Here is a 19,971-nt window from a genome sequence, read left to right on the forward strand (position 1 = left end):
GATGCTATCCGGCTCCGCTGTGACTGCGGGAAAGCGCTCAGCTCTCGCGCTTCTCCTTGATCTTCGCGGCCTTGCCGCGCAGGTCACGGAGGTAGTACAGCTTGGCGCGGCGCACGTCACCCTTGGTGACCAGCTCGATCTTCTCGACGATCGGGGTGTGCACCGGGAAGGTGCGCTCGACGCCGACGGAGAACGAGACCTTGCGGACCGTGAAGGTCTCGCGGACACCGGAGCCCTGGCGGCGGATCACAACGCCCTTGAACTGCTGCACACGGGAGCGGTTGCCCTCGATGACGCGCACGTGGACGTTGACGGTGTCACCCGGGCGGAAGGCCGGGATGTCGCTGCGCAGCGACGCGGCGTCGACGGAGTCGAGCAGGTGAGACATTTCGTCTGCTTTCTTCGCTGATGCCACAGGTCATCAACGGGAACTAGGTGTACAGGAGTCTGCCGTGCGGGTCGGGGCGGGCGTCGTGTCCCCCTGTGGCAGGGGCGCACGCCGGACGGGCGCACAGCAGCGGTCTATTGTTCCACGCCGTCGGCCCGGCGCCAAAATCGGCCGTACGGCTCCCCGTCCGGGTCCGGTTCCCAGCCCAGGATGGAGAGCATCTCACGGTCCTTCTTGTCGAACGCCTTGGGGTCGCAGCGCTCGATCAGGTCGGGGCGGTTCAGGGTCGTGCGCCGCAGGGCCTCGTCGCGGCGCCAGCGGGCGATCTTGCCGTGGTGGCCGCTGAGCAGCACCTCGGGGATGTCCCGGCCGCGCCAGACGGGCGGCTTCGTGTAGACGGGGCCTTCCAGGAGGTTGGCCATCGCACCGGGGGCGAAGGAGTCGTCGCGGTGCGACTCCGCGTTGCCGAGGACGCCGGGCAGCAGCCGGGCGACGGCCTCGGTGATGACGAGGACGGCCGCCTCGCCGCCGGCGAGGACGTAGTCGCCGATGGAGACCTCGTGGACCGGCATCCGGGTCGCGTACTCGTCCATGACGCGCCGGTCGATGCCCTCGTAGCGGGCCGGGGTGAAGATCAGCCAGGGGCGCTCGGACAGCTCGACGGCCAGTTCCTGGGTGAAGGGGCGACCGCTGGGCGTGGGCACGATCAGCGCGGGCGCCTTGGCGCCGGTCTCGTAGCCGTCGGCGAGGACCGTGTCGAGGGCGTCGCCCCAGGGATCGGTCTTCATGACCATGCCGGGGCCACCGCCGTACGGGGTGTCGTCCACCGTGTTGTGCCGGTCGTACGTCCACGCGCGCAGGTCGTGCACATGGACGTTCAGCTGTCCACGCGCGCGTGCCTTGCCCACGAGGGAGACGTTCAGCGGCTCCAGGTACTCCGGGAAGATCGTGACGACGTCGAGCCTCATGCGCTGTCTTCCCCGGGCTCTGCGCCGGACTCGTCCCTGGAGGAGGCGATCTCGGCGCGGTCGTCGATCAGGCCGGGCGGGGGCGCGATGACCGCCTTCTGCTCCGCCAGGTCGATCTCGGTGACGATCTCCTCCACGAAGGGGATCAGCACCTCGCTGCCGTCGGGGCGCTCGACGATGAACAGGTCCTGCGTGGGCAGGTGCGAGATCTCGGTGATCCGGCCGACCTCGGTGCCGTCCTCGGTGACGACGTCGAGGTCGATGAGCTGGTGGTCGTAGTACTCGTCCTCGCCCTCGGGCAGTTCCTCGGGGTCCACCTCGGCGATCAGCAGGGTGTTGCGCAGGGCCTCGGCGGCGTTGCGGTCGGTGACGCCCGCGAAGCGCAGCAGGAGGCGACCGCTGTGGACGCGTCCCGTCTCGATGGTCAGCGGTCCCGCCGAGGCGGGGTCCGTGGCGAGTACGGCGCCGGGCGCGAGCCTGAGTTCCGGCTCGTCGGTACGTACCTCGACGGTGACCTCGCCCTTGATGCCATGGGCACGGCCGATCCGTGCGACTACCAGCTGCACCTGTCCAAATCTCCTGTCGTACGACTGCGGGCCGGGGACGGCCCAGTGGCCCTCCCCGGCCCGAGCCGGTTGCGATGAAGCGTCAGCGGACGTGGTCCACGTCGACCAGGTCGACGCGGACACCGCGGCCGCCGATGGCGCCCACGACGGTGCGCAGGGCGCGCGCGGTACGGCCGTTGCGGCCGATCACCTTGCCGAGGTCGTCCGGGTGGACCCGGACCTCCAGCACGCGCCCGCGGCGCAGGTCGCGCGAGGCGACCTGCACATCGTCAGGGTTGTCGACGATGCCCTTCACGAGGTGCTCAAGCGCCTCTTCGAGCATGCTGCTCAGGCCTCGGTCGACTCGGACTCGGCAGCCGCCTCGTCCTTCTTCTCAGCCTTCTTCTTCTGGGTGATGGCCTCACCCTTGCCCTCGTCGTCACCGCCGAGCGCCTCGAACGACGGACGGGCCGGCTTCGGCTCGGCGGTGAGCAGCGGCGCGGGAGCCGGCTCGCCCTTGAACTTCTGCCAGTCGCCGGTCTTCTTCAGGATGGCGAGCACGGGCTCGGTCGGCTGGGCGCCGACGCCGAGCCAGTACGCCACGCGCTCGGCGTCCACCTCGATGACCGACGGGTTGTAGGTCGGGTGGTACTTGCCGATCTCCTCGATGGCCCGGCCGTCACGGCGGGTACGGGAGTCGGCGACGACGATGCGGTAGTGAGGCGAACGGATCTTGCCCAGACGCTTCAGCTTGATCTTGACTGCCACGGGAGTGGGTTCTCCTGGATTTGACGTGGTTGGGCACGGCGAGTTGCCGCGTGGGGTTGCGGTACCCGAGTGCCCGATGGACGCGTCAGCCGGAGGAGAGAGGGGTCCTGTGCGGCTGTCGAGTACAGCTAGCCATTCTGCCACACCCTACGGGCCGCTCCTGGCCGAGGGTGCGCGAGGTGCGCTTGGGCATGCCCGGGAGACACCCGGCGTGGAGGTGAGGTCACGTCGGGTGCGCCGCCCGGTGCGGTGAGGTCGCCGCCGGCCACGGCTGCCACGAGCAGCCGTGGCCCCTACGCCGCTCCCACGACCTCCGGGATCCTGAACGGCTTGCCGCAGCCGCCGCAGACGATGGGGGCCTGGGCGAGGACCGAGGGCACCACCCGGACGTTGCGGCCGCAGTCGCACACCGCCTTGACACGGACGCCGCCGCCGGAGGAGCCGTGCCGGGCGGCCGGGCCGCGGAAGGTGCGGGAGGTGTCGGCCGAGGTGGCCGCCGTGTGGGCCTTCAGGGCGCGCTGCAGCCGGTCGATGGTCGGGCGGTAGCGCCGCTTCGCCTCGGCGTTGAGCGTGACCAGCGAGAAACCGCTGCTCGGGTGCGGCTCCTCGGGGTGGTCCAGGCCCAGTTCCTCGGCGATCGCGAGGAAACGACGGTTGTGGTAGCGGCCGGCCCGGGAGGTGTCGCGGACACCGCGGGCGGCGGCGATGCCGTGGACTGCCTCATGGAGCAGCCTCTCGAAGGAGAGTTCGTGTCCGCACGCGGACGACGACTCCCCGATCAGGGACTCTGGCGCGGCAAGGTCCGGCAGCTCGGGGTGGTACCGCTGAATGTCGGCCCACGCCTGCGCCAGCTCTGCGGCGAGAACAGGTGGTGTCTGTGTCGTGCTCACGTAATGACAACGAGCGGGGGTGCCGCTGTGTTCCTATTCCGGGGCATCCCAAATAATTTGCACGTACCAGTCAGTTGCCGCTGATGCGTCCTGACGAGGGCGGGTGCGCTGATCTGCGGAGAAGCGTCACAGCTCATACCAAGCTGGTGCGTAGTCCGCGCTACGCACCGCCGGTGAGCCCTGAGGCGACGGGGGCCGGCTGCTGCGCAAGAGGTGTTTCGGCCGCTCTCGCGCGCGCCCTCACCCCGGTCAGCGTCCACGGCGTCCGTGACGTTACCGCGTACCGCCGCGACCTCCGTCACCGGCCCGCCTCCCGGGGGCCGACACCGTACGGCCCTCCAGATTGCCGGGATGTGAAATCTCGCCACACCGGCGCCCTCACCCCAAGCCGGGCCCCACGACCCCTGGACGCCACCGCGAGCCGGGAGTTACCTGACATAGGTGGGAAGGGCGCGCGCACGGCACGGGGGGGCACGCAACCGGGCGCAGCGGCGAACTGTCGGCGGATTGGGGCGCTTACCTATGACACCTACGCTCGTGCGGCAGCACACGTCTCACGCGGAATCCGCACCCCGCGTGGACCTGAGCGCACGCGCGCGTGACTGGTCCGAGATCCAGGAGCGGATGCTGGTACCGCTCTACGAAGCCGTGTACGACCGACTCGAAGTGGGCCCCGCCACCCGGCTGCTGGGCCTGCGCTGCGGTTCCGGGCTCGCCCTGCTGATGGCGGCCTCCAGAGGCGCCGCGATCACCGGTGTCGACTCCAGCTCCCCCGAACGGCTCGCCCTCGCGCGCGAGCGCCTGCTGCCGGACACCCGGCCCGGCCCGGGCGGCGACGGCGGACGCGGCACGCGCGCGCGTACGGCCGCGGAACTCCTGGACGGCCCGCCCGCGGCCACGGACGGCCCGGAGACGGCCGGATACACCCTGGTGACCGCCTTCGAGCCGATCGGCGGCCTCGCGGGCGACGCCGAGGGGCTCGGCGACCTGCTCGCCGGCGTGCTGCCGCTGGCCGGGCGCGGGGCCGCCGTGGTGCTGGCCGGCTGGGGGCCGCCGGAGCGCTGCGCCACCTCCTCGGTGCTGCGGGTGGCCGCCAAGCTGGCCGATCCGCTGCGCGGGGCGCGCAGCCGGCCGCCCGCCCGGCGCGACGACCTGGAGGAGGCCGCCGGGCGGGCCGGGCTGAAGCCGGACGGCTCGGGCCGGGTCGCCTGCCCGTTCGGGTACGCCGACCTCGACAGCGCCGTACGGGGACTGCTGTCCACCGGCCTGTTCGACACGGCGATCGCGGCGACCGACGCCAAACAGGTCGACAAGGAGCTGACGGAGGCCCTGCACCCGCACCGGCGCCCGGACGGCACCGTGTGGATGCCGAACGTCTTCCGCTACCTCATCGCCCGCGTGCCGTAGGACCTGTCCGGCAAGGGTGCCGCGCGGCGCCAGGTGCGTGCTCCGGGGCGAGTGGGGCAGGCCCTGGGACCTGTCGTCAGTCCTCGCTCTGCTTGCTCAGGCGCGTGATGCCGGCGATCCGGTAGGCGTCGGCCTCCTCCAGCGTCTCGCTCTCCAGCAGCGCCTGCGCGAGCGCGTCGAGCCGGCCCCGGTGGTCGCGGAGCTTGCGGCAGGCCTCCTCGTAGCACTCGTCCACGATCCGCCGCATCTCGGAATCGATGACGTCCAGGGTCTGCGGGGCGGCCGACAGTCCGTACGCCTGCTGGGCGTCGCTCGGCAGGGCGGACAGCCGGCCGACGCGCTCGCTCATGCCCCAGCGGCCCACCATCCCGCGCGCGATGTTGGTGACCTGCTCCAGGTCGTTCTCCGCACCCGTCGTGACGACCCCGTAGACGACCTCTTCCGCCGCCATGCCGCCCAGGGCGCCGATGATGCGCCCGCGCAGATACTCCTCGGAGTGCGCGTACCGCTCCACCTCGGGCGTGGACATGGTCACGCCGAGCGCCCGGCCGCGCGGCACGATGGTGATCTTGCGGACGGGGTCGGCGCCGGGCTGCAGCATGCCGAGCAGGGCATGGCCGCTCTCGTGGTACGCGGTACGGCGGCGGTCCTCCTCCGGCATGACCAGGGTGCGCTCGGCGCCCAGCTGCACCTTCTCCAGCGCCTCGGACAGGTCGGCGCCGGTCACCCGCTCCTGTTTGCGTTTGACCGCGAGCAGAGCGGCCTCGTTGGCGAGATTGGCCAGATCCGCTCCGGTCATGCCCGGGGTGACACGTGCCAGCTGGGTCAGGTCCACGTCGGGCGCGAGCGGGATCTGCCGGGTGTGGATCCGCAGGATCGACTCGCGACCGCCGCGGTCCGGCGGGGACACGTTGACCACCCGGTCGAAGCGGCCGGGACGGGTCAGCGCCGGGTCCAGGATGTCCGCGCGGTTGGTCGCGGCGATGACGATCACGCCCTCGGCGCCCGAGAAGCCATCCATCTCGGTGAGGATCTGGTTCAGCGTCTGCTCGCGCTCGTCGTGACCGCTCATCGACGAACTGCCGCCGCGCGCGCGTCCGATGGTGTCGATCTCGTCGATGAAGATGATCGACGGCGCCACCTTGCGGGCCTCGGCGAACAGCTCGCGGACGCGGGACGCGCCGACGCCCACGATCATCTCGATGAACTCGGACGCCGAGGCCGAGAAGAACGGCACGCCGGCCTCCCCGGCGACCGCACGGGCGAGCAGGGTCTTGCCGGTGCCGGGCGGTCCGGAGAGCAGTACCCCGCGGGGCAGTTTGGCGCCCATCCTGCGGTAGACGTCGGGGTGCTCCAGGAAGTCGACGACGTCGTCGAGTTCGCCCTTGACCTCGTCGATGCCGGCGACGTCGGCGAAGGTCGTGCGCTCGGTGCCCGGCCGCGGCCCGACCGGTCTGGGCGGCGACCGGCGGCCGAACAGGCCACCGGCGCCGGGCAGCATCCCGCCGAGCCGCCGTTGGACGAGGAGCCACACCACGACCAGGACCGCGATGGGGATCAGGGACATCAGCAGGTTGGCCACCAGGCTGCGTTCCTGGACGACCGGCCGCGCGGTCACCGTGACCCCGTGGCTGCTCAGGTTCTGCCACAGCCGGTCGTCCGCGAAGGCCGGCCGCTGCGTCGTGAACTTGGTGTACTCGCCGCCGCCCTCGGGATCGGAGCGGGCGCTCCTGAGCTGGCCCTGGATCGCGTCGCCCTTGGAGTAGATCTTGGCGACATTCCCCTCGCCGACCTGTCTGCTGAACTCCGTGTACGAGATCGTCGGCTCGTTGCCCTGGCCGAGGTAGTGGAACCCGAGGTAGGCCAGCACGAAGACGATCACCGCGGTGGCGAGCAGGCCCCACCATTTGCCGCCCCGGAACCTGCCAGGTCGCCGAGGAGGCTCCTCCGGTGTGCCCTCGGCGCGCCACGGCTGATCAGGCGCCTTGCGGGGCGGCGCCGCATCGCTCATATCTGGACGTTACGACACCCGACGGGCCTCGGCACGCGCAAGGGGCGCCCCGTGCGGAAGGAGGCGCCCCCGGCGTTTCGTGCGAGCGGGACTCAGCCCATGAACTTCTTGAACTCGTCCGGCAGCTCGAAGTCCTGGCCGCCCTGCTGCGGCAGGCCGAAGGCGTTGCCGCCCTCCGCCGCGGCGGCCCGGCGCGCGGCCTCCTCCAGCTCCTGCTGCTTGCGCTTCATCGGGTTGCCGGAGCGCTGCTTGCCCTTGGCCTTCTTCTGCTGCTTCTTCTGCCGGCCGGGGCCGCCGCCCATGCCGGGGATGCCCGGCATGCCCGGCATACCGCCCTGGGCCATGCGGGACATCATCTTGCGGGCCTCGAAGAACCGCTCGACCAGGCTCTTCACCGCGCTGACCTCGACACCGGAACCACGCGCGATACGAGCGCGGCGGGAGCCGTTGATGATCGTCGGGTCCTGGCGCTCGGCCGGGGTCATCGACTTGATGATCGCGGCGGTGCGGTCGACGTCCCGCTCGTCCAGGTTGGCGATCTGGTCCTTGATCTGGCCCATGCCCGGGAGCATGCCGAGCAGCTTGCTGATGCTGCCCATCTTCCTGACCTGCTCCATCTGGGACAGGAAGTCGTCCAGGGTGAAGTCCTGGCCCTTCTTCGACGCCAGCTTGGAGGCCATCTTCTGGGCCTCTTCCTGGCTGAACGTCTTCTCCGCCTGCTCGATCAGGGTGAGCAGGTCACCCATGTCGAGGATGCGGGAGGCCATCCGGTCCGGGTGGAACGCGTCGAAGTCGTCCAGCTTCTCGCCGTTCGACGCGAACATGATCGGCTTGCCGGTGATCTGCCGGATGGACAGGGCGGCACCGCCGCGCGCGTCACCGTCGAGCTTGGAGAGGACCACGCCGTCGAAGCCGACGCCGTCGCGGAAGGCCTCGGCGGTGTTGACGGCGTCCTGACCGATCATGGCGTCGACGACGAAGAGGATCTCGTCGGGGCCGACCGCGTCCCGGATGTCCGCGGCCTGCTGCATCATCTCGGCGTCGATACCGAGGCGGCCCGCGGTGTCCACGATCACGATGTCGTGGACCTTGGACTTCGCGAAGTCGATGGAGTCCTTGGCGACCTTCACCGGGTCTCCGACGCCGTTGCCCGGCTCCGGCGCGTACACCGCGACACCGGCGCGCTCGGCGACGACGCTCAGCTGGTTGACGGCGTTGGGGCGCTGGAGGTCGGCGGCGACCAGCAGCGGGGAGTGGCCCTGCTCCTTGAGCCACTTGCCGAGCTTGCCCGCGAGGGTGGTCTTACCGGCACCCTGGAGACCGGCCAGCATGATCACGGTGGGCGGCTGCTTGGCGAACCGCAGACGCCGGGTCTCGCCGCCGAGGATGGTGATCAGTTCCTCGTTGACGATCTTGAGGACCTGCTGGGCGGGGTTGAGCGCCCGGGAGACCTCGGCCCCGAGCGAGCGCTCCTTGATGTTCTTGATGAACTGCCGTACGACGGGGAGCGCCACGTCGGCTTCGAGGAGCGCGATGCGGATCTCGCGCGCCGTGGCGTCGATGTCCGCTTCGCTCAGCCGGCCCTTCCCGCGGAGGTTTTTGAAAGTCGCGCTGAGGCGGTCGGAGAGAGTATCGAACACGGCGGCTTCGGTCCTCGGAGTCGGGGGCGGTCTGAGCGTCTTCCAGGGTATCTGGCCCGACAAGGTAACGGTCCCCGCCCGCCGCAATCGGCGAGCGGGGCGCTCCCCCGCGGGCGCGGGGACCCCCAGCGTCCGTGCCGTCCTCAAAGAGACGTCCCGGATCATCTCCGCGTCCGCGGAGACCACGCCCTGGCCAAGCGCCACAACGGCGCGGACGTCACGCCCGCAGCGTCTCCTCCAGCACCCCCGCCAGTGACGCCGCGTCCCCGGCGGGCAGCGGCGCGCCCGCTCCCGTCGTGACGTAGAACGCGTCGACCGCGTTGGAGCCCAGCGTGCTCACGTGCATGCTCCGGACCCGTACGCCCGCCTTCTCCAGGGCCATGCCGATGCGGTACAGCAGGCCCGGGGCGTCCTGGGCGCGGACCTCGATCACCGTGGCGTGGTGGGAGGCGGCCGGGGCGACCGTCACGCGGGGCGGCGGGGCGATCCAGCCGCGGCGGCGCGGGTAGGCCGCGTCGCGTTCGGCGAGGCGGCCGGCGATGTCGAGGGTGCCGTCCAGGGCGCGGACGAGATCGGTGCGCAGACGGGCCGCCTGGGGCAGGGAGCCGTACTCGGCGGCGACCCGCCAGTTGAGGAGGAGAACCGTTCCGTCGTCGTCCACGTCGTCCGGCAGGTGCAGCGCGCGCAGCTCCGCCGTGCGGACGGTGAGGCGGTGCACGGCGAGCACTCCGGCGACCGCGGGGAGGACACCGGGCTGGTCGGGTACGGCGATGAGCAGCTCCACCCCCAGGGGTTCCGGGTCGCCGGCCGGCTCCTCGTCGGTGACCGGTTCGGTCTGGGCGCGCAGGGCGAGGACCGGGCCGCCGGTGCGGTAGGCCTCGATGGCGAGGCGTTCCTGCTCGGCGGTGGGCGCGGCCGGCTCGGGCTCGTCGGGGGCGTCGCCGGCGAGGACGGCGCAGACGCGGCGGACGAGGTCGGCGACGAGGGAGCCGCGCCAGGAGGACCAGGCGGCCGGGCCGGTGGCGAGGGCGTCCGCCTCGGTGAGGGCGTGCAGCAGCTCCAGGGTGCTCTGGCTGCCGACGGCCTCGGCGACCGAGCGGACGGTGGCGGGGTCGTCCAGGTCGCGACGGGTGGCGGTCTCGATGAGCAGCAGGTGGTGGCGCACCAGCAGGGACAGCACGGCCACGTCCGAGCGGTCGAAGCCGATCCGCGCGGCGACGTCCTTGGCGATGATCTCGCCGGCCACCGAGTGGTCGCCGGGCCAGCCCTTGCCGATGTCGTGCAGCAGCGCGGCGACCAGCAGCAGGTCGGGGCGGCTGACGCGGCGGGTGAACTCGGAGGCGCGGACCGCCGTCTCGATCAGGTGGCGGTCCACCGTCCACACATGCACGGCGTTGCGCTGCGGCCGGCAGCGCACCCGTTCCCAGTCGGGCAGCAGGCGGGTGATCAGCCCCTCGGCTTCCAGGGCCTCCCATACCTCGATCGTGGGGCTGCCGGAGCCGAGCAGGGTGACCAGCTGTTCGCGGGCCTCGGCGGGCCAGGGCGTGGGCAGGGGGCGCGCGGTGGCGGCCATGCGCCGTACGGCGTGCAGGGAGAGCGGGAGGCCGGCCTGGGCGGCGGCAGCGGCGGCGCGCAGGGGGAGCACGGGGTCGCGTTCGGGGCGGGCGGCGCGGGCGAGCACCACCTCGCCGTCCTGCTCGACCACGCCTTCCGCCAGCGGCGACCGTTCGGTGACCGGCTTCCCGCCGCCCAGCATGGCGCGCAGGCGGGGCCGGACGGCGCGCGAACGCAGCACGCGCCCCACTTCCCGCCAGGTCACGTCACTGGCGTACGCGATCACCCGCGCCGCTTCGTAGACCTGCCGCAGCAGGGCGTCGGCGTCGAGCAGTCCCAGCTCGGCGGCCACCTGGTCCTGTTCCTGGAGGGCGAGCCGGTCGGTGGCGCGGCCGGTGGCCAGGTGGAGGGCGTCCCGGACGTCGAGGAGGCGGCGGCGGGCGTCGGCCAGGCCCTCGCGGGGGGCGTCGGCGAGCCAGGAGGCGGCGACGGCGCGCAGGGCGGTGGCGTCGCGGAGGCCGCCGCGGGCCTCCTTGAGGTCGGGTTCCAGCAGGTACTGCAGTTCGCCCTGGCGCGCGGCGCGTTCGGCGCACAGTTCCTGGAGTTCGGGGAGGCGTTTGGGGGCCTGGTTGCGCCAGTCGGCGAGGGCGGCGGTGCGCAGGCCGGCGGTGAGAGCGGGGTCGCCGGCGAGGTGGCGGGCGTCCAGCAGGCCGAGGTGGACCTTGAGGTCCTCGCCGGCCGTCCTGCGGGCCTCGGCGGGGGTGCGGACGGAGTGGTCGAGGGCGAGGCCGAGGTCCCAGACCGGGTACCAGATCCGGTCGGCGAGAGCGGCGACCGCACCGGGGTCGGAGCCGTCGTGCAGCAGCACGAGGTCGAGGTCGCTGCGCGGGGACAGCTCCCCGCGGCCGTAGCCGCCGACGGCGACGAGCGACACGCCGTGCGCTGCGCCCGCCGCCGCGCCGAACAGGCCGGCGAGCCAGTCGTCGGTCAGTTCGGCGAGGGCGGTACGGCGCGGCGGCCCGGACCGCGCCCCCTCCGTGAGGAGGCGCAGCCGGGCCGCCGCGTAGCCGCCGGGTCCCGAGTCTTCCGTCTCTTTCCGCACATCCGTACCGGTCACCCAGCGACTCCTGTTCCGTTTCCCCCGACGTTCCCCTGAACCGGATTGTGCTGTGTCAGAGCGCGTCCGGCCCGCGCTCGCCCGTGCGGACCCGTACGGCGGTCTCGACGGGCAGGGACCAGACCTTGCCGTCCCCGATCTTGCCGGTGCGGGCCGCCTTGACGATGACCTCGATCAGCTGCTCGGCGTCGTCGTCCTCGGCGAGCACCTCGATGCGGATCTTGGGCACGAGGTCGACGGTGTACTCGGCGCCGCGGTAGACCTCGGTGTGGCCGCGCTGCCGGCCGTAGCCGCTGGCCTCGGTGACCGTGAGGCCGTGGACGCCGAAGGCCTGGAGGGCTTCCTTGATCTCGTCGAGCCGGTGGGGCTTCACGACGGCGGTGATGAGCTTCATGCGTCCACCTTCTTGTTCTGCGCGGCGGCCAGGGCCGGGGCGGCGAGGGTGCCGGTGACGCCGCCGCCGGCGCCGCTGAAGTCGTATGCGGTCTCGGCGTGCTCGGCCTGGTCGATGCCGGAGATCTCCTCGTCCTCGGTGACCCGCATGCCCAGGGTCTTGTCGAGGAGGAAGGCGAGGACGGCGGAGACGATCAGGGAGTAGGCGAGGACCGCGAAGACGCCGGCGCACTGCTTCCACAGCTGGGTGAAGGTGTGGTCGCCGTAGAAGACGCCCGTGGCGGTGGACTGGCCCTTGCCGGTGGCGAAGAAGCCGATGAGCAGGGAGCCGATGATGCCGCCGACCATGTGGACGCCGACGACGTCGAGGGAGTCGTCGTAGCCGAACCTGAACTTCAGGCCGACGGCCGCGGCGCAGGCGACACCGGCGATGGCGCCGACGGCGATCGCGCCGAGCGGGGAGACGGCGCCGCCGGACGGGGTGATGGCGACGAGACCGGCGACCGCGCCGGAGGCGGCGCCGAGCGTGGTGAACGCGCCGTGCCGGATCTTCTCGTAGGCGAGCCAGGCCAGCATGGCGGCGGCCGTCGCGACCTGCGTGTTGACGAACATCAGCGCGCCGACGCCGTCGTCGTTGCCGAGCCAGGAGCCGGCGTTGAAGCCGAACCAGCCGAACCACAGCAGACCGGCGCCGAGCATGACCAGCGGGAGGCTGTGCGGGCGCATGGGGTCGCGCTTGAAGCCGACGCGCTTGCCGATGACGAGGATGACACCGAGCGCCGCCGCACCGGCGTTGATGTGGACCGCCGTACCGCCCGCGAAGTCGATCACGCCCAGCTTGTAGGCCCAGCCGTCGGCGCCCCAGACCCAGTGGGCGACCGGGACGTAGACGATCGTGGCCCACAGGGCGACGAAGAGCGCCCAGGCGGAGAACTTGACCCGGTCGGCGAGGGCGCCGCTGATCAGGGCCGGGGTGATGATCGCGAACATCAGCTGGAAGACCATGAACACGAAGACCGGGATGGTGTAGCCGTCCCACAGCTCCGTCAGGCCGATGTTGCTGAGGCCGATCCAGTCGGCGTTCCAGCCGAGGAGGCTGCTGCCGGTGCCGAAGGCGAGGGAGAAGCCGTAGAGCACCCACAGGATGGTGACGATCCCGAGGCTGATGAAGCTCATCATCAGCATGTTCAGGGTGCTCTTGACGCGGACCATGCCTCCGTAGAAGAAGGCCAGTCCCGGCGTCATGAGCATCACCAGGGCGGAACAGATGAGCATGAAGCCTGTGTTCGCGGACGACAGTTTGGGTGCGTCCGCCGCAAGCATGATGGCTGGTGCCATCGGCGTCTCCTCGTCGGTTGGTACGGCCCCGTGCGGGCGGTGCCTGAGCGGTCCGGTCGGGTGAGGGGTGGGCCGGTTATGCGCCACGAGACTGGCGCAGCGCGGTTTCGGTGGAAGCCCCTCGTTGTTTCGCCGGGGTGACGAAGGCGCCCTGTGTGTTACGCGTCGATGAAGTGCGGGATGCCGGGCCGCGCGATCGTTATCGTGGCGCAACCTTCTCCGCGGGACACGCGCGGAGACACGAGCCGGCCGCGGCGGGCCTTCCGATGACCTGGCATGGGGGAGCCGAGTCGGGCAGTTCGGGAGGACCGGCCGCGGCCGGGGTCCGGGGTGCTGTGGTGGTCAGACGGCTTCGGCGGTCTCCGGCAGGTCGACGGCGAGCTGGTCACTGAGGTCGACCACGGCGGCGAGGTCGCCGTAGTCGCGGACGGCCGTGGCGACCGTCTTTCGGATACGAGTGTTCACACGCTCGGAGCGGACCTTCTTGGCGATCTCCATGGCGCGCGTGGCATAGGTCGTGCTCTCCTCGGGCTCGCGCCGGAGCAGGTGCACGGTGGCCATGCCGATGAGGTTGAGGGCGTACGACCGCTGGTGCTCGGAGTCCTCGGCGAACAGCTCCACGGCCCGTCGCATGAGCGGCTCGGCGAGGGAGGCGTAGGTGGGGCTGCGCCCGGCCACGTAGGCGAGGTCGCGGTAGGAGTGGGAGTTCTCGCCGTGCAGCTCGGCCTCGGAGAAGAAGCGGATCCAGTCGGGGTCCGGCTCGTCCCACTCGTCGACCTCGGCGAAGGTGTCCTCGGCCATGCGGACGGCGCGCTTGGTCTTGCCGGGCTGGCCCATGTTGGCGTAGGCGCGGGCCTCCATCGCATACAGCATGGACTGGGTGCGCGGGCTCGCGCAGTCGCGGCTGCCGTACTGGGCGAGGTGGATCAGCTCCAGGGCGTCCTCGGGCCGGCCGAGATGGATCATCTGGCGGCTCATGCTGGAGAGGATGTAGGAGCCGAGCGGCTTGTCCCCGGCTTCCTTGGCCGCGTGCAGGGCGAGCACGAAGTACTTCTGGGCGGTGGGCTGGAGGCCGACGTCGTACGACATCCAGCCGGCCAGTTCCGCCAGCTCGGCGGCGACCTTGAACAGCTTGCGGGTGGTGGCCTCCGGCTGGGGCTCCTGGAGGAGGTCGGTGACCTCGTGCAGCTGGCCGACGACCGCCTTGCGGCGCAGGCCGCCGCCGCACTGGGCGTCCCACTGGCGGAACATGCGCGTGGTGGACTCCAGCAGTTCCAGCTCCGGCCGGGACAGCCGGCCCGGCCTGCGCGCGTCGAGGGCGGGCTGGGGCTCGGGCGGGACCGGGGAGCCCGGAGTGGGCACGAGCCAGCGCTGCATGGGCTCGATGAGGGAGGGGCCGGCGGACAGCGCGAGCGAGGTCCCGAGGAAGCCGCGCCGGGCGAGCATCAGGTCGCTGCGGGAGAACTCGCCGAGCAGGGCGACCGTCTGCGGGCCCGTCCAGGGCAGGTCGACTCCGGAGGCGGCGGGCGACTGGCGGGCGGCGCGCAGGCCGAGGTCCTCGATGGAGACGACACAGCCGAAGCGCTCGGAGAACAGCTCCGAGAGGATGCGCGGGATCGGTTCGCGCGGGTTCTCCCCGTCCAGCCAGCGACGCACCCGCGAGGTGTCGGTGGAGATGTGGTTGGCACCCAACTGGCGTGCCCTGCGGTTCACTTGGCGGGCCAGCTCGCCCTTCGACCAGCCGCTGCGCACGAACCACGAACCGAGCAGCTCGTTGGGGCGCTTGTCAGCGTGTGTCCCGCTTCCGCCATTGCCGCCCACTGGAACGCCCCCATCCCTGAGACCACTTGTCGCCCGATGCGCCAAGCCCTATCAGAATGCCGGTGAACACGGCCTCCCGTCCGCCGGTTCTCACCCTTCGAACGGTCTGACGACTTGCCTCCGGCATACCCGCGAGTGCATGTGCCCCGGGGACTCGCACACTCACAGTAATCCTACGATCACCCGTCCAACCACAGGGATCCCTGAAACGCCACCATTCGCCACCCCTTCGAATGAACTCACCGTGGCCTGGGCGCGATTCACTTGACATAGGACGGCCGGAAGTGGGCGGAGTGACGCACTCGGGGGCGCGCATCCCCTCCGTGCGCCACCCTTCGCACCTCAAGGCGCCGCCTTAGCGCCGCGTCGCCGCGGGGAGGCGGAGCCGTAGCGTTACGTTCCGCTTCCGTACCGCTCCGTGGCGTAACCACCGGCGCGCTGGACCCGTTGGAGGGGGCATGGGCTTCACGATCGGCGGCATCCGCGAGATCCGTTCGGGCACGCGTCGGCGCGGCCGGTCCGCGGAGTGCATCGTCGTCGCCGAGTTCACCGGGCTGTGGGGCTGGGACGTCGTGCCGGGGGCGCGGGCCGCCGGGGGCGCCTGTTCGTGCGGGCGGGCCGACTGCGCGGCGCCGGGCGCGCATCCGCTGGACTTCGCCCCGCCGGTGCCGGCCGGGGCCACGCTGGACGAGGTGAGCAAGGCCTGGTCGGAGATCCCGGGCGCCTCGGTGATGCTGCCCGTGGGCCGGGCCTTCGACGTCATCGAGGTCTCGGAGCCGGCCGGCCGCCGCGCCCTGGTCCGGCTGGAGCGGATGGGCCTCCCGCTCGGCCCGGTCACCGCGACCCCCGACGGCCGCGCCCACTTCTTCGTCGCGCCCGGCGCAGCCGCGGACCTCCCCCGGCTGCTCTACCGCATGGGCTGGGACGCCCCGGCCGCGCTGGACCTGCGCGGCCTCGGCCCCGGCACGCACATCACCGCGCCCCCCTCCGACCGGGGCGGCCTCGGCCCGGTGCGCTGGCTGCGCCCGCCCGCGCTGGACTCGGCGACCCGGCCCCCGGCGGCCCGGCTGCTGCTCGGCACGCTGGCGTATGTGGCCCACCGGTCGCGGGCCAGGGCGTAGGGCGGCCCGGCCAAGACGAAGCTCCCGTCCCCGACTGCACCTCGGGGCGGGAGCTTCTTGGTGACCACGCGACCGCCTACCGGCGTCCGCGGGTGGTTCACTCTCCGATCAGCGCATCCACGAACGCCTCCGGCTCGAACGGCGCGAGATCGTCCGCGCCCTCGCCGAGCCCGACCAGTTTGACCGGCACGTCCAGCTCGCGCTGGACCGCGATGACGATGCCGCCCTTGGCCGTACCGTCCAGCTTGGTCAGCACGATGCCGGTGATGTCCACGACCTCGGCGAACACGCGGGCCTGGACCAGGCCGTTCTGGCCGGTGGTGGCGTCCAGGACGAGCAGCACCTCGTCCAGCGGCGCGTGCTTCTCCACGACCCGCTTGACCTTGCCCAGCTCGTCCATGAGGCCGGTCTTGGTGTGCAGGCGGCCGGCGGTGTCGATGAGGACGACGTCGACCCCCATCTCCTTGCCTTCCTTGACCGCGTCGAAGGCGACGGAGGCGGGGTCGCCGGCCTCGGGGCCGCGCACGGTGTAGGCGCCGACGCGCTCGCCCCAGGTCTGGAGCTGGTCGGCGGCGGCGGCGCGGAAGGTGTCGGCGGCGCCGAGCACGACAGTGCGCCCGTCGGCGACGAGCACGCGGGCGAGCTTGCCCGTGGTGGTGGTCTTGCCGGTGCCGTTGACGCCGACGACCATCACGATGCCCGGCTTGCGGTCCTCGGGCTCGGTCCTGACCGTGCGGTCGACGTCGGTGCCGATCAGGTTGAGCAGCTCCTCGCGGAGCAGGCCGCGCAGCTCCTCGGGGGTGCGGGTGCCGAGGACCCGGACGCGTTCGCGCAGGCGCTCGACCAGTTCCTGGGTGGGCTGCACGCCGACGTCGGCGGTGAGCAGCGTGTCCTCGATCTCCTCCCAGGTGTCCTCGTCGAGGTGCTCGCGCGAGAGCAGCGTGAGCAGGCCCTTGCCGAGGGCGTTCTGCGAGCGGGACAGGCGGGCGCGCAGGCGGACCAGCCGGCCTGCGGTGGGCTCCGGGATCTCGATCCCGGGAGCCTCGACCACGGGGGGCTCCTCGACGACGACCGGTGCGGGGCCGCCGGGAAGATCCACCTCCTCGATCGTCCGGCGCGGTTCGTCGCGCGGCGTCTCGGCCTCGTCGCCGACGTGCGGCTCGGCCGGGGGCGCGGTGATGTCGGGCGCTTTGGGGGGCGGCGGGGGCAGCGGCTTCCGGCGCCGGCTGCCCACGATCAGCCCGCCGAGCGCGCCGAGCACGACCACGGCGATGACTACAGCAAGGATGACGGTTTCCATAACCCGTCCAGTATCGGCCATGGGGTGTGCGCGGACCCCGTTTGTGGCTTCCTCTGAGAGACAAACGCCACGTATCGCTAGGAGTAGGAGCAAAGTACGATGGTAGCCGCGCTGTTGACGCGCGTAGAGTCCCCCCGTCCTTGTCCCCCCACGTCTGGCACCTCTTTCATGACGAAAACCGTCGAGACCGAAGGCGCTCTCGAAACGCGCGGTATCGAGCAGGTCCCCGACCACGAGCGCACGGCGAAGACCCGGGAACTGTTCCCCACCTGGGTCGGTGCGAACATCAGCGTGCTGCTGCTGACGATGGGCGCGAGCCTGGTCGTGGCGTACCACCTGAACATCTGGCAGGCGCTGGTCGTCGCGGTGGCGGCGCCGATCGTGTCGTACGGCCTCGTGGGCCTGATCGGCATCGCGGGCAAGCGGGGCGGCGCGCCCGGCATGGCCCTGTCGCGGGCGGTCTTCGGGCAGCGCGGCAATCTGCTGCCGGGCTCGCTGATCTGGGTCGCGCGCTGGGGCTGGGAGACGATCAACGCGGTGACCGGGGCCTACGCGATGCTCACCATCCTGGACATCCTGTTCGGCATCAGGGCGAACAGCGTGCTCGACATGGTGATGCTGCTGGCGTTCGTCGTGGCGACCTTCGCGATCTCCGGTCTCGGCATCAACGCCGTGCAGAGGTGCAACAAGTACGCGACCTATCTCTTCGGTGTCTTCTCCGTGCTGGTCCTGGCCTATCTGGTGGCGAACACCGACTGGTCGAAGGTGATGGACCACAGCGCCGGTTCCTCGGCGGCGGTGATCACCGGCATCGGCATGATCGCGGCCGGCGGTGTCAGCTGGATCCCGTCCGCCCCGGACTTCACCCGCTACCTGCCCCGCACGGCCTCGTCCAGGGCGATCGTGGGGACGGCGGTGGGCGGCGCCGGTGTCGTCGTCCTGCCCATGGTCCTGATGGGCGCGGTGATGGCCGTCGCCACGCCGGACCTGGCCTCGGCGAGCGACCCGGTGTCCTTCCTCGGCGAGATCCTGCCGACCTGGATCGCCGTGCCGTACCTGTTCATCGCGCTGATCGGCATGCTGCTGATCAACTCGATGTCGATGTACTCGGCGGGCTTCACCGCGCAGACCCTGGGCTTCAAGGTGCCGCGGCACTGGGCGGTCTCGGTCAACGCCGTGATCTCGCTGGTCTTCGGCGGGGTGCTGATGCTGGCGGCGACGAGCTTCCTGGGCTCCTTCATCGCTTTCCTGTCGCTGCTGGCGGTCGCCTTCTCGGCCTGGGTCGGCGTGTTCGGCGCGGACATGTTCCGCCGCACGGAGTACGACGGCGAAGCGATGACCGACACCACCCGCACCAGCGCCTACTGGTACAAGGGCGGCTTCTCCCCCGCGGCCGTGGCCGCCTGGGCGGCCGGCCTGGTGTCGGGCCTGATGTTCACGACCTCGGACTGGTTCACCGGCCCGCTCGCGGCGAACAACGTGATCGGCGAGTACGGCCTCGGCTGGGTGGCGACGATCGTGATCTCGGGCGGGCTGTACCTGGTGCTGCCGAAGCCGGCGGTCGGGCGCCCGGCGGCCGGCACCCCCGCGCCGGAGCCCGAGACTCTGGCTGTCTGACGCTCCGTCAGCTACCGTCCCCCTCCACCGAGTCGTACCGGAGGGGGACGTCGTATGCCCGTCACCGTCGTACGTTTCAATCTCGTCGCGCCCGGCGCCGGTCCCGCCGCCCTCGCCGCCCGGTACCGGGCCGCCCTGGAGATGGCCGCGTACGCGGACGAGCACGGGATCAGCACCGTGCAGACCGAGGAGCACCACGGCGCCGAGGACAACTGGCTGCCGTCGCCGTTCGCCTTCGCGGGCGCGGTGTTCGGGGCGACCCGCCGGATCGCGGTGACGGTGTCCGCGGTGATCGGCCCGCTGCACGACCCGCTGCGGCTGGCGGAGGAGATCGCCGTGCTGGACCTGCTCAGCGGCGGCCGGCTGGTGACCGTGGCCGGCATCGGGTACCGGCCGGAGGAGTACGCCCTGTTCGGCGTGGACTGGCACCGGCGCGGCCGGCTCCAGGACGAGCTGCTTCAGACGCTGCTGACGGCATGGACCGGCGAGGAGTTCACGTACCGGGGCCGACGGGTACGGCTCACCCCGCGCCCGTACACCGATCCGCATCCGCTGCTGCTGGTCGGCGGTTCCTCCAGGGCCGCCGCCCGCCGGGCCGCCCGGCTCGGCCTGCCGTTCTTCCCGAGCGCGCATCTGCCGGAGCTGGAGGCGTACTACAAGGAGAAGCTCACCGAGTACGGCACCGAGGGCTGGACGATGATGCCGGCCGCCGAGACCCCGCTGCTCCACCTCGCCGAGGACCCGGACCGGGCGTGGGCCGAGTACGGCGAGCACTTCCTGCACGAGGCCCGCACGTACGCCTCCTGGCAGTCGGGGGAGGTCCGCTCGGCGGTGAGATCGGCGGCCACGACCGTGGCGGAACTGCGGGCCGAGGGCGTGTACCGGATCCTCACACCGGAGCAGTGCGTGGCGCAGGGCCTGGACAGCCTGGTGCTGCACCCGCTGGCGGGCGGGATGCCGGTGGAGGAGGGCTGGCGCAGCCTGCGGCTGTTCGCGCAGCGGGTGGTGCCGGCGCTCGGCTGATCCCGGGAGGGCGCGCTCACGGCACCGCCGCCCCCGGTCCGGGCAGTGGCCGGGCCGGGGGCGGCGGACG

General features: G+C 71.7%; 17 protein-coding genes. 4 read left to right on the plus strand and 13 right to left on the minus strand.

The genetic code is table 11. The features are described 5' to 3' along the window. Window positions 1–37: 37 nt before the first annotated feature. The 6 genes from rplS to AB0L21_RS10550 all read right to left on the minus strand — a co-directional run bounded on the left by rplS (window position 38) and on the right by AB0L21_RS10550 (window position 3,559). Window positions 38–388: a 50S ribosomal protein L19 gene (rplS, locus tag AB0L21_RS10525; RefSeq protein ID WP_189818699.1), complete on the minus strand. Its 351-nt coding sequence runs from the start codon at window positions 386–388 to the stop codon at window positions 38–40. Window positions 389–522: 134 nt separating this feature from the next. Beyond that, on the minus strand, window positions 523–1,356 hold the full coding sequence (gene trmD, locus AB0L21_RS10530) for a tRNA (guanosine(37)-N1)-methyltransferase TrmD (protein WP_365783380.1): 834 nt from the start codon (window positions 1,354–1,356) through the stop codon (window positions 523–525). After that, window positions 1,353–1,922, minus strand: coding sequence for a ribosome maturation factor RimM (rimM, locus tag AB0L21_RS10535; protein ID WP_365702951.1), 570 nt, complete (start codon window positions 1,920–1,922; stop codon window positions 1,353–1,355). The genes trmD and rimM overlap by 4 nt, the downstream gene beginning before the upstream one ends. Before the next feature lie 82 nt (window positions 1,923–2,004). Continuing rightward, entirely contained in the window at window positions 2,005–2,244 is a 240-nt protein-coding gene (locus AB0L21_RS10540) for an RNA-binding protein (protein WP_005479813.1), read from the minus strand. A gap of 5 nt (window positions 2,245–2,249) precedes the next feature. Beyond that, window positions 2,250–2,669: a 30S ribosomal protein S16 gene (gene rpsP / locus AB0L21_RS10545; RefSeq protein WP_208898581.1), complete on the minus strand. Its 420-nt coding sequence runs from the start codon at window positions 2,667–2,669 to the stop codon at window positions 2,250–2,252. 293 nt (window positions 2,670–2,962) lie between these two features. Beyond that, window positions 2,963–3,559 (minus strand): hypothetical protein, encoded by a 597-nt coding sequence (locus AB0L21_RS10550; RefSeq protein ID WP_365702954.1) that lies wholly within the window; start codon window positions 3,557–3,559, stop codon window positions 2,963–2,965. A 522-nt stretch (window positions 3,560–4,081) separates the two neighbouring features. Here AB0L21_RS10550 and AB0L21_RS10555 point away from each other — a divergent pair. Next, a complete protein-coding gene (locus AB0L21_RS10555) occupies window positions 4,082–4,966 on the plus strand; it encodes a class I SAM-dependent methyltransferase (protein WP_365702956.1) in 885 nt (294 codons plus the stop codon). A gap of 76 nt (window positions 4,967–5,042) precedes the next feature. On the opposite strand, the gene ftsH is transcribed toward AB0L21_RS10555, so the two are convergent. From ftsH to AB0L21_RS10585, 6 genes are all read right to left on the minus strand, one after another. Further along, window positions 5,043–6,977: an ATP-dependent zinc metalloprotease FtsH gene (ftsH, locus tag AB0L21_RS10560; protein WP_365702958.1), complete on the minus strand. Its 1,935-nt coding sequence runs from the start codon at window positions 6,975–6,977 to the stop codon at window positions 5,043–5,045. Between the two features lie 92 nt (window positions 6,978–7,069). Next, window positions 7,070–8,617 (minus strand): signal recognition particle protein, encoded by a 1,548-nt coding sequence (gene ffh, locus AB0L21_RS10565; protein ID WP_365702960.1) that lies wholly within the window; start codon window positions 8,615–8,617, stop codon window positions 7,070–7,072. A 217-nt stretch (window positions 8,618–8,834) separates the two neighbouring features. Continuing rightward, window positions 8,835–11,288, minus strand: a complete 2,454-nt coding sequence (locus tag AB0L21_RS10570) for a [protein-PII] uridylyltransferase (RefSeq protein WP_365783382.1) — start codon at window positions 11,286–11,288, stop codon at window positions 8,835–8,837. 55 nt (window positions 11,289–11,343) lie between these two features. Next, the gene (locus AB0L21_RS10575) at window positions 11,344–11,682 is read right to left on the minus strand and encodes a P-II family nitrogen regulator (protein WP_030990174.1); all 339 of its coding nucleotides are present in this window, start codon (window positions 11,680–11,682) and stop codon (window positions 11,344–11,346) included. Continuing rightward, window positions 11,679–13,019 carry an ammonium transporter gene (locus AB0L21_RS10580; protein ID WP_365702964.1) on the minus strand — a complete coding sequence of 447 codons (1,341 nt, stop codon included), beginning with the start codon at window positions 13,017–13,019 and terminating at the stop codon, window positions 11,679–11,681. The genes AB0L21_RS10575 and AB0L21_RS10580 overlap by 4 nt, the downstream gene beginning before the upstream one ends. Before the next feature lie 342 nt (window positions 13,020–13,361). Then, entirely contained in the window at window positions 13,362–14,840 is a 1,479-nt protein-coding gene (locus AB0L21_RS10585) for a hypothetical protein (RefSeq protein WP_365783384.1), read from the minus strand. Between the two features lie 458 nt (window positions 14,841–15,298). On the opposite strand from AB0L21_RS10585, the gene AB0L21_RS10590 reads away from it, so the two are divergent. After that, entirely contained in the window at window positions 15,299–15,961 is a 663-nt protein-coding gene (locus AB0L21_RS10590) for a bifunctional DNA primase/polymerase (RefSeq protein WP_365783386.1), read from the plus strand. 97 nt (window positions 15,962–16,058) lie between these two features. Here AB0L21_RS10590 and ftsY read toward each other — a convergent pair whose 3' ends face one another. Beyond that, complete coding sequence (gene ftsY / locus AB0L21_RS10595; RefSeq protein WP_365783388.1) at window positions 16,059–17,261, minus strand: signal recognition particle-docking protein FtsY; 1,203 nt, start codon at window positions 17,259–17,261, stop codon at window positions 16,059–16,061. 168 nt (window positions 17,262–17,429) lie between these two features. Between ftsY and AB0L21_RS10600 the strand changes: the two genes are divergently transcribed. Together AB0L21_RS10600 and AB0L21_RS10605 are read left to right on the plus strand one after the other, a co-directional pair. Further along, window positions 17,430–18,878, plus strand: coding sequence for a cytosine permease (locus tag AB0L21_RS10600; RefSeq protein ID WP_365783390.1), 1,449 nt, complete (start codon window positions 17,430–17,432; stop codon window positions 18,876–18,878). A gap of 54 nt (window positions 18,879–18,932) precedes the next feature. Next, window positions 18,933–19,901, plus strand: coding sequence for an LLM class flavin-dependent oxidoreductase (locus AB0L21_RS10605; RefSeq protein WP_365702974.1), 969 nt, complete (start codon window positions 18,933–18,935; stop codon window positions 19,899–19,901). Window positions 19,902–19,971: the final 70 nt, after the last annotated feature.

The organism is Streptomyces sp. NPDC052721, from assembly GCF_040678315.1.
In the GTDB taxonomy this organism is placed as follows: domain Bacteria; phylum Actinomycetota; class Actinomycetes; order Streptomycetales; family Streptomycetaceae; genus Streptomyces.

Bases quoted from the DNA above. Each gene is read 5' to 3' on its own strand.
- ftsY (WP_365783388.1), bottom strand. From the start codon at position 17,261: ATGGAAACCGTCATCCTTGCTGTAGTCATCGCCGTGGTCGTGCTCGGC.
- AB0L21_RS10605 (WP_365702974.1), top strand. From the start codon at position 18,933: ATGCCCGTCACCGTCGTACGTTTCAATCTCGTCGCGCCCGGCGCCGGT.
- AB0L21_RS10555 (WP_365702956.1), top strand. From the start codon at position 4,082: ATGACACCTACGCTCGTGCGGCAGCACACGTCTCACGCGGAATCCGCA.
- AB0L21_RS10575 (WP_030990174.1), bottom strand. From the start codon at position 11,682: ATGAAGCTCATCACCGCCGTCGTGAAGCCCCACCGGCTCGACGAGATC.
- AB0L21_RS10600 (WP_365783390.1), top strand. From the start codon at position 17,430: ATGACGAAAACCGTCGAGACCGAAGGCGCTCTCGAAACGCGCGGTATC.
- rplS (WP_189818699.1), bottom strand. From the start codon at position 388: ATGTCTCACCTGCTCGACTCCGTCGACGCCGCGTCGCTGCGCAGCGAC.
- trmD (WP_365783380.1), bottom strand. From the start codon at position 1,356: ATGAGGCTCGACGTCGTCACGATCTTCCCGGAGTACCTGGAGCCGCTG.
- AB0L21_RS10590 (WP_365783386.1), top strand. From the start codon at position 15,299: ATGGGCTTCACGATCGGCGGCATCCGCGAGATCCGTTCGGGCACGCGT.
- AB0L21_RS10540 (WP_005479813.1), bottom strand. From the start codon at position 2,244: ATGCTCGAAGAGGCGCTTGAGCACCTCGTGAAGGGCATCGTCGACAAC.
- ftsH (WP_365702958.1), bottom strand. From the start codon at position 6,977: ATGAGCGATGCGGCGCCGCCCCGCAAGGCGCCTGATCAGCCGTGGCGC.
- AB0L21_RS10580 (WP_365702964.1), bottom strand. From the start codon at position 13,019: ATGGCACCAGCCATCATGCTTGCGGCGGACGCACCCAAACTGTCGTCC.